Consider the following 8,996-nt stretch of genomic DNA (forward strand, 5'->3'; position numbering starts at 1 on the left):
GCGCGGCACGCTGGCGCACCTCGGCGCGGGAGAGCCTGGCCAGGGTGCAGACCAGCTCGACCCCGCTGCGGCACCCGAGCCGCCGCGCCAACGTCGGCGCCGCCAGAGCCGCCGACGCACCCGCCACGCTCGGAGCCGCCACGCTCGGAGCCGCTGCCGCAGCCGCAGCTGATGCCGCCCCCACCGGCGTCACCGAGTACCGCACCAGCACGCTTCGGAGCGGTACTCGGGGCAGCAGCACTCCGATCAACAGCAGCCTGAGCGGCGGCTTTAGCAGCGGCCGCATCGAAGTATTCGGAGCGGCGCAGCACATCGGTCGTGGAGAGCACCCGAGCCCCGTCGACGACCCGGCCCACGCTCTCCAAAGCCATCAGCATGCTCAGCGATTCTTCGTCACCGAGCAACCCAAAGGACACCCCACCCAACGCCGCCAACAGAATTTCCCTGGCCTGCTCCACCGCGACAATGGCGGGATTCGAGCTCGGACTGCCAGGGTTTTCCATGAACATGGGCGCCAGTGCCTCCTTCACAACGATTCTACCGCAAATCGAACAAAAAAGCGAGACAAACTCACATAAACTAGGTGAATGGAATAATGCGGCTCAGCGCTCGGAACCCACGACTTCGGCCGCATCCGCCGTTTGACAGGCCTGATTGCGCTGTACTCTAGGGGCTAAAGGCCTCGTCGTCTCGCCAAAATAGAATGCCTGATCTAATTTCTTGCGCACGCCCATTTCGTGCTTACCAACCCACCTGCGATCTCGTGTTCTGGCCGTGAATCCAGTTTCCAACCAGGGCCCACGGCCCGGGCCCCGTCCCAACATTGCGGGCCCTGAAGCGCAGGCGCAGCAGGCGAGCAGGCCCGGGTACAGAGGAAACCCCGGCACATCTGCGGAATAGTGCGCAGTCTGCAGCGTTAGAGAGAGTGGGTCAGCGTAGCCCCGCCTACATTCCTCGATCAAAGGACTCGCCCATGACCCTCATCACTGACACTTCGCGCCGCGCTGACACCGAGTCCCCACTCATCGAGATTCTGGCGGAGCGTTGGAGCCCCCGCTCCTACGACAAGACCGCTGTCATCGATGAGGCCACCCTCACAACGGTGCTCGAAGCTGCTCGTTGGGCGCCGTCGGCAAGCAACATGCAGCCGGCCCGCTTCATCGTGGCGCGCCGCGGTTCGGCGAGCTTCGCGAACATCACCGACGCCCTGATGGGTTTCAACCGGGCGTGGGCCGATACGGCATCCGTTCTCGTCGTGAACGTCGCCAAACTGTCGATCGATGAGACCCGGGAGAACCCGTGGGCCCGCTACGATGTCGGCCAGGCCGTCGCTCACCTCAGCATTCAGGCTCAGCACGAGGGTCTGCACACGCACCAAATGGGCGGTTTTGACGGCGCGGCCATCGCGGCAGCTTTCAACCTCACCGACGACCAGGCCGTCGTCACCGTGACGGCGTTGGGCGTGCTCGGCAATGCCGAAGACCTCACCCCCGAGCTGCGCGAGCGCGAAATCGCTCCCCGCACCCGCCTGCCCCTGGCCGAGCTGCTGCTCGAGAACGACTAGACCGCCGAAAGCGCAAAAGTGCCCGCTTGACCTCGTCAACCGGGCACTCTAGCGAACCGGTCAGGGGCGGAGCAGGACCTTGATGGCCCGGCGTTCGTCCATGGCGGCGTAGGCCTCAGCCACCTCAGCTAGCGGCAGCTGCAGGTCAAAGACACGGCCCGGGTTGATCTGGCGGGAAAGTACCTCGGGCAGCAGCTCCTCAACATAGCTGCGAACGGATGCGACGCCCCCGTTTACGCCCACGTTCGTGCCAAACAGGGTGCGAATGGGCAGCTCGGCGCCGCCGTTGGGCACGCCGACGTAGCCGACCATTCCGCCGGGGCGAGCCGAGCGGATGGCCTGATCCATCGATTCCTGGGTTCCGACGCACTCGAGCACGTAGTCGGCGCCGACACCGTCGAACAGGGCTTTGACGGCGGCAACACCCTCATCGCCACGCGCTTCGATGATGTCGGTCGCTCCGAATTCGCGCGCCACCGCCTGACGGTCGGCGTGCCGGGACATGGCCACAATACGGCTCGCGCCGAGGCGCTTGCTCGCCAGGATGGCGCAGAGCCCGACGGCGCCGTCACCGACGACGACCACGGTTGAGCCCGGCTCAACGCCGGCCGAGACGGCCGCGTGGTGTCCGGTGCCCATGACATCGGCGAGGGTGAGCAGGCTCGGAACGAGCTCGTCGCTTGGAACGCTCGGGGTGGCGACGAGGGTTCCGTCGGCGTGGGGCACGCGCACGCGTTCGCCCTGGGCGCCATCGGCGAACCCGCCGAGCTGGTCTTCCGCTCCCCACCAGCCGCCGTTCAGGCAGGAGGTGCTCACACCGTTCCGACAGTTGACGCAGGTGCCGTCGCAGTCGTAGAACGGTGCGATGACGAAGTCGCCGACCTTGACGGTCGACACGTCGGAACCGGTGGCCTCGACAATGCCGACGAATTCGTGGCCGATGCGGTGCGGTTCTTTGGTGGGCGTGACGCCGCGATATGGCCACAGGTCCGACCCGCAGACGCAGGCCGCGACCACGCGAACGATGGCGTCGCCACCGGTCGAGAGCACGGGGTCGGGAACTTCCTCGAGGCGAACATCCCGTTCACCATGAATCACAGTTGCAAGCATTGCTAAACCCTAACCGGCGATTCTGGGCATCCCCTTCCTGCACGCGAAATCAGGTCATCGGTTGTTTCCGCGGTCCTGCACCAATGCTTTGCCCGCTCTCCGGCGGGTCAGAGCAAATCGTCCTCGAGCGCCACCTCCGGCAGCACCGGAGCGGATGCCACGGTGAGCGCATCCCCGTCGGCGGCGAGCGCCACGAGTACCGTGTCGCCGTCGCGAATGTCGCCGGCGAGCAGTGCCCGCGCCAAACGGTCATCGATCTCCCGCTGCATCAGGCGCCGCAGAGGACGCGCACCATAGATCGGGTCGTAGCCGCGTTCGGCGAGCCAGCGGCGGGCATCCGGTGTGACAGCCAGCTCAAGGCGGCGCTCGGCCAGGCGCTTCTGCAGTCGGTCGACGTCAAGTTCAACGATCTCGCCGAGCTCATCGGTTGTGAGGGAGGAGAACACCACGATGTCGTCGAGTCGGTTGACGAACTCGGGCTTGAACGCCTGCCGTACGAGGCCCTGCACGGCCTCCTCTTTCTGTTCCACCGACAGGGTCGGATCGACAAGGAACTGCGACCCGAGGTTGGAGGTGAGCACGAGGATGGTGTTGCGAAAGTCCACGGTGCGGCCCTGGCCGTCGGTGAGGCGTCCGTCATCGAGCACTTGCAGCAACACATCGAAGACCTCGGGATGTGCCTTCTCGACCTCGTCGAACAGAATGACCGAGTAGGGGCGACGCCGCACCGCCTCGGTCAGCTGACCGCCCTGCTCATAGCCGACATACCCCGGAGGGGCCCCGACCAGACGGCTCACCGAGAACTTCTCTCCGTACTCGCTCATGTCGATGCGCACCATGGATTTTTCATCGTCGAACAGAAACTCGGCGAGCGCCTTGGCCAGCTCGGTCTTGCCGACACCGGTGGGCCCGAGGAACAGAAACGACCCAGTCGGGCGGTCGGGGTCGGAGATACCGGCGCGCGAACGTCGCACGGCGTCGGCGACGGCACGTACGGCGCGCTTCTGGCCGATCAGACGGTGGCCGAGCTCATTTTCAAGGCCCAGCAGCTTCTCGGTCTCGCCCTGCAGCAGCCGACCCACCGGAATTCCGGTCCAGGCGGCGACCACCGCGGCGATGTCCTCGCTCGTAACCTGCTCGTTGACCATGCGGGGGCCAACAGATTCTTCCTTCTCGGCGTCGGCAAGCGCCCGTTCCATCACCGGAATGTCGCCGTAGAGCAGCCGGGACGCCTTCTCAAGGTTGCCCTCGCGCTGGGCCCGGTCAGAGTCGATCCGCGCGGCGTCGAGCCGCTCGCGCAGCTCGCCCACCCGATTGAGCGAGGCCCGCTCGGTGTCCCAGCGGGTCTGCAGTTCCTTCAGGTTGGCCTGACGCTCGACGAGATCGTCGCGCAGCTTCACCAATCGTGCCTTGGAAGCGTCGTCCTTCTCCTTCTTCAAGGCGAGCTCTTCAAGCTTCAGCCGGTCCACACTGCGCCGCAACTCATCGATCTCGACCGGCGAGGAGTCGATCTCCATGCGCAGCCGACTCGCAGCCTCGTCGATGAGGTCGATCGCCTTGTCGGGCAGCTGGCGTGCGGTGATATATCGATTCGAGAGGGATGCCGCGGCCACGAGGGCAGAATCGGCGATCGTCACCTTGTGGTGGGCTTCATAGCGTTCCTTGAGCCCGCGCAGAATGGCGACGGTGTCCTCCACCGAGGGCTCGTCGACGAGCACCGGCTGAAAGCGGCGCTCGAGCGCGGCATCCTTTTCAATGAACTCGCGGTATTCGTTGAGGGTCGTGGCGCCGATCAGGCGCAGTTCGCCGCGAGCGAGCATGGGTTTGAGCATGTTGCTGGCCGCGACGGAGCCTTCGCCGCCGCCCGCACCCATGAGGGTGTGCAGTTCGTCAACGAAGGTGATGATCGCTCCGTCGGCGTCGTTGATCTCCTTGAGCACGGCCTTGAGCCGTTCCTCGAACTCGCCGCGATACTTGGCGCCGGCCACGAGGGCGGCCAAGTCGAGAGAGACCAACTGCTTGTCTTTGAGCGAGTCGGCCACGTCGCCGGCGACGATGCGCTGGGCGAGGCCCTCCACAACCGCCGTCTTTCCGACGCCGGGTTCGCCGATCAAAACCGGGTTGTTCTTAGTGCGTCGGGTGAGAACCTGGCTGATTCGACGAATCTCGGCGTCTCGTCCGATCACCGGGTCGAGCTTGCCGCTGCGGGCGATGTCGGTGAGGTTCACCCCATACAGTTCGAGAGCGGTTTTGGCGTCTTGCTGCGGTGGTTGCTGACCGGCTTGCATGAACAGTCTCCTCTAAAGTTGAGCCTCGCTGACTCAAGTTTACTACGTAGCGCCGACCCGTGCCAGCACGCCGCAGCACGATGTCCGTCAGGAATGGGGCAGTCTCGCGTGAGATAATAAAGGTTGGTCCCTTGTTCTTACGGAGCTCCCACACCTATGGCCCATTCCCTCAGCACGCACGAGATCGCCCGCATCGTCGGCAGCCAGTCCTTCTCGCGCGGTGAACGCTACGCCCGCAACGGTCACGTCACCGAACAGTCCTGGGCCCCGTCGGGAACACACCTCACCGGCCGCGTGAGCGGCACCAGCCCACAGCCGTACACCGTTCTGGTCTCGTTTACGCTGAATGCCGCCGGCCAGGCGGTGCGAGCCAGCGGAACCTGCACCTGCCCGATGGGCAGCAACTGCAAGCATGTCGCCGCCCTGCTGCTGGCCAGCCGCAGCACCCCAGCCGAGCGCACCGCCTCCAACGTGCGAGCGATCGGAGACCACCGCACCCCGGTGTTCGAGTCGACCTTTGTGCCGGCCGCCTACCAGCCACCCTCCCCAGCCCCCGTCATTCCCATTCGCCCACCGGTGCCAGCTTGGCGAGCCGCACTGGCGCCGATCGCCAAACCGTCCGGCTCGGAGACGGCCACCAGCACGGCCCTCGCCCTGCAATTCGATCTGCTTGAACCCGCCTACAGCCCCAACCGGCGCCCACAGCCCCGCCGACTCGGGGCCCGCCCCATGGTGATGGGCAAGAAGGGTAAGTGGATTCGCGGCTCCCTCACCTGGGACAACCTGTCCTGGACCCCCGGCACCTACAATCGCGGCCACCGCAAGATTCTCAACGCGCTCTATGCCCTCTCGGCCACCGGGCAGCGTTATTACAGTTACACCGACCACTGGCTCTACCTCGACAACTTCGAGAACAAGGCGCTCTGGGACCTGCTGCACGAGGCCCAGCTGAGCGGTCTGCCCATGGTCTGCGCAACGGATGCCCAGAATCCCGTTCTGCTCTCCCCCACGCCCGCCGCGCTCGAGCTCGACATCCGTCGTGACGACGAGGGCCTGCAACTGACCCCGCTGCTCCTGCTGAACGAGCGGCTGCATCGCGGCGCTGAATTCGGTTTCCTGGGCGATCCGGCGCACGGCGCTTACACCTTCACAAGCCCCATCGACCCGCTGGCGACTGGCCGACAGCTCGTTCTCGCCCCGCTGAACGCGCAGGTCAGTTCCGAGATCCGTGCCCTCGCGGTCACCGGCGGCTTGCACATTCCCGCCGACGACGAAGCAGCTTTTCTCGCCGACTACTACCCTTTTTTGCAGCATAAACTCACCCTGACCAGCCACGACGCTTCGTTTGAACTGCCGAAGACCGCGCGACCCCTGCTCGCCCTCGCCATCACCCATCAGACGGATGCCCGCATCACCCTCGCTTGGGAGTGGCAGTACGTTGCGCCCACCGACACCAGCCCGGCCACTGCCGCGACCGACGACCAGGCCGCGCCGGTCGGCGCTCCCGGAGCGGCGGCATCCGCTGGGGGCACTACCGGCGCTGGCAACGCTGCCGAAATCGTGGCTGCCGCCGTGGCCGCGCAACCCGTGCTGTACCGGCACCCGCTGCGACCGACGCCCGGCGACACCCGCTTTCGCGACCTGACCCGCGAAGCCGACACGCTGCGCAAGCTCGAACGCGCGATCCGCTCGTTCGAGCCGCTCTGGCAGCCCGCCACGCCGATCAGCGCGGCTCGACTGCTCGAGCACTCCGAGCTGCGCGGCGCCGTCATGATCAATTTTCTCGAGCACAGCGTGCCGCTGCTCGCCGACGCCGGCATCGTCGTTCAGGTCTCAGCCGATGCCCCGAGCTACCGCGAAGCCGACGAAGCCCCCGTGATCAGCCTCGCCACCACTGAAAGCACCGACACTCGCGACTGGTTCGACCTCGCCGTGACCGTTTCGATCGAGGGCGAAGACATTCCCTTCGACGACCTGTTTCGCGCGCTGGCCACCGACCAGGATCTGATGATCCTCGACAGCGGCACCTATTTCAGCCTCGACCGCCCCGAGCTGCAGCAGCTGCGCCGCCTGATCGAAGAGGCGCGGGGACTGCAGGAGAGCAACGCCGGCACGCTCGGCCTCAGCCGTTTTCAGGCCGACCTGTGGGACGAACTGCAGTTGCTCGGGGTCGTCGCCGAGCAGTCCGCCGCCTGGCGCAGCGCGGTCGAAGGATTGTCTGAGGCAGCGCCGATCGCCGAACGCCCGCTCCCGCCCGCCGTGCACGCCACCCTCCGCGCCTATCAGCAGACCGGATTCGACTGGCTCAGTTTTCTCTACGACCACCAGCTCGGCGGCGTACTCGCCGACGATATGGGACTCGGCAAGACCCTGCAGGCCATCGCGCTCATCGCTCACGCTCGCGACAGCCAGCGCGCCGAGCCGGGTGCAGCCCGCAAGCCGTTCCTCGTGGTCGCCCCGACGAGCGTCGTCTCCAACTGGGCCACCGAGTGCGCCCGGTTCGCGCCCGACCTCACGACGGCAGCCATCACGCAGACCGCCGGCAAGCGCGGGTCGAGCCTGAAGGACGTCATGGGTGAAGCGGATGTCGTGATCACCTCCTACACGCTGTTCCGCCTCGACTTCGAGGAGTACAACGCGCAGGACTGGGCCGGGCTGCTGCTCGACGAGGCCCAGTTCGTGAAGAACCACCAGAGCAAGGCACACGTCTGCGCGCGCCGACTGCGCACCCCGTTCAAGCTCGCCATCACCGGCACACCCATGGAAAACAACCTCATGGAGCTGTGGTCGCTGCTCTCCATCACCGCCCCCGGCCTGTTCCCGAGCCCCAGCCGGTTCGCCGACTATTACCGCAAGCCCATTGAAACGGATGCCGACGTCGACCGGCTCGCACAGCTGCGCCGCCGCATCCGTCCGTTCATGCTGCGCCGCACCAAGGCCGAGGTGGCCAGCGACCTGCCCGAGAAGCAGGAGCAGGTACTTGAACTCGACCTGCACCCGCGGCACCGCAAGGTCTACGACATGCACCTCGCCCGCGAGCGGCAAAAGGTGCTCGGCCTGATCGAGGACATGAACGCGAACCGGTTCGAGATTTTTCGCTCGCTCACCATGCTGCGCCAGCTCAGCCTCGACGCGAGCCTCTACGACGCGAAATACGACAGTGTGCCGTCAACCAAGCTCGACGCCCTGCTCGAACTGCTGGAAGACACAGTCGCCGAGGGCCACCGCACCCTCATCTTCAGCCAGTTCACCCAGTACCTTGGCAAGGCCCGCGACCGGCTCGACGCCGCCGGCATCAGCTACTCCTACCTCGACGGCAAGACGCGCAACCGGGCCAAGGCCATCAGTGACTTCAAGGAGGGCTCGAGCTCGGTCTTTCTGATCAGCCTTAAAGCCGGCGGATTCGGCCTCAACCTCACCGAGGCCGACTACGTCATTCTGCTCGACCCCTGGTGGAACCCGGCGACCGAGGCCCAGGCCGTCGACCGCGTGCACCGCATCGGCCAGACCAAGAACGTCATGGTCTACCGCCTGGTGTCCAAGGACACCATCGAAGAGAAGGTCATGGCCCTCAAGGCCACCAAGGCTCGTCTGTTCGAAAGCGTCATGACCGACGGCGCCCCCGCCGGCACCGCCCTGACCGCCGCCGACATCCGAGAGCTCCTGGCCTGACCCCGCCCCGTTTCCGGGCCCGGGCCCGGAAACGGGGCCCATGATCTGGCGGTTTCTGGGGGTCGTTGCAACACCGGGTGGTCTATTCAGTAGTCAGCAGTTTAGCGAAGCGCTCGGCGGGGGTGTCCCAGTCGAGCGTCTTCCGTGGGCGTTCGTTGAGCTCGTGTGCTGCCGCGCGTAAGTCGTCGGCGGTGTAGGTGGAGAGGTTGGTGCCCTTGGGGAAGTACTGGCGTAGTTGGCCGTTGGTGTTCTCGTTGGATCCGCGTTGCCAGGGGCTGGCTGCGTCGCAGAAGTAGACGTCCATGTTTGTGCCAAGGCGGATGGCAGTGTGATGCGCCATCTCGACACCTTGGTCCCAGGTC

The 8,996-nt window shown here is 65.8% G+C and carries 6 protein-coding genes; 2 read left to right on the forward strand and 4 right to left on the reverse strand.

Going from position 1 to position 8,996, the window contains the following annotated elements; translation table 11 throughout:
- Nucleotides 1–286: hypothetical protein (locus BMW72_RS19090; protein WP_208598228.1), on the reverse strand; the 286-nt coding region annotated here is incomplete at its 3' end.
- 687 nt (nt 287–973) lie between these two features.
- Here BMW72_RS19090 and BMW72_RS17835 point away from each other — a divergent pair.
- On the forward strand, nt 974–1,564 hold the full coding sequence (locus BMW72_RS17835; RefSeq protein WP_092113001.1) for a nitroreductase family protein: 591 nt from the start codon (nt 974–976) through the stop codon (nt 1,562–1,564).
- Nucleotides 1,565–1,624: 60 nt separating this feature from the next.
- Here BMW72_RS17835 and BMW72_RS17840 read toward each other — a convergent pair whose 3' ends face one another.
- Nucleotides 1,625–2,674 carry a zinc-dependent alcohol dehydrogenase family protein gene (locus BMW72_RS17840; protein ID WP_092113004.1) on the reverse strand — a complete coding sequence of 350 codons (1,050 nt, stop codon included), beginning with the start codon at nt 2,672–2,674 and terminating at the stop codon, nt 1,625–1,627.
- Between the two features lie 107 nt (nt 2,675–2,781).
- Entirely contained in the window at nt 2,782–4,962 is a 2,181-nt protein-coding gene (locus BMW72_RS17845) for an ATP-dependent Clp protease ATP-binding subunit (protein ID WP_092113007.1), read from the reverse strand.
- 156 nt (nt 4,963–5,118) lie between these two features.
- Here BMW72_RS17845 and BMW72_RS17850 point away from each other — a divergent pair, with 156 nt between their 5' ends.
- A complete protein-coding gene (locus BMW72_RS17850; protein ID WP_134450304.1) occupies nt 5,119–8,634 on the forward strand; it encodes a DEAD/DEAH box helicase in 3,516 nt (1,171 codons plus the stop codon).
- A gap of 82 nt (nt 8,635–8,716) precedes the next feature.
- On the opposite strand, the gene BMW72_RS17855 is transcribed toward BMW72_RS17850, so the two are convergent.
- On the reverse strand, nt 8,717–8,996 hold a 280-nt coding region (locus BMW72_RS17855; protein ID WP_139175934.1), incomplete at its 5' end, for an IS30 family transposase.

Source organism: Cryobacterium luteum (assembly GCF_900110125.1).
GTDB classification, from domain to species: domain Bacteria; phylum Actinomycetota; class Actinomycetes; order Actinomycetales; family Microbacteriaceae; genus Cryobacterium; species Cryobacterium luteum.

Excerpts from the sequence above, each read along its gene's own strand:
- BMW72_RS17835 (WP_092113001.1), top strand. The coding sequence starts at position 974 with ATGACCCTCATCACTGACACTTCGCGCCGCGCTGACACCGAGTCCCCA.
- BMW72_RS17845 (WP_092113007.1), bottom strand. The coding sequence starts at position 4,962 with ATGCAAGCCGGTCAGCAACCACCGCAGCAAGACGCCAAAACCGCTCTC.
- BMW72_RS17840 (WP_092113004.1), bottom strand. The coding sequence starts at position 2,674 with ATGCTTGCAACTGTGATTCATGGTGAACGGGATGTTCGCCTCGAGGAA.
- BMW72_RS17850 (WP_134450304.1), top strand. The coding sequence starts at position 5,119 with ATGGCCCATTCCCTCAGCACGCACGAGATCGCCCGCATCGTCGGCAGC.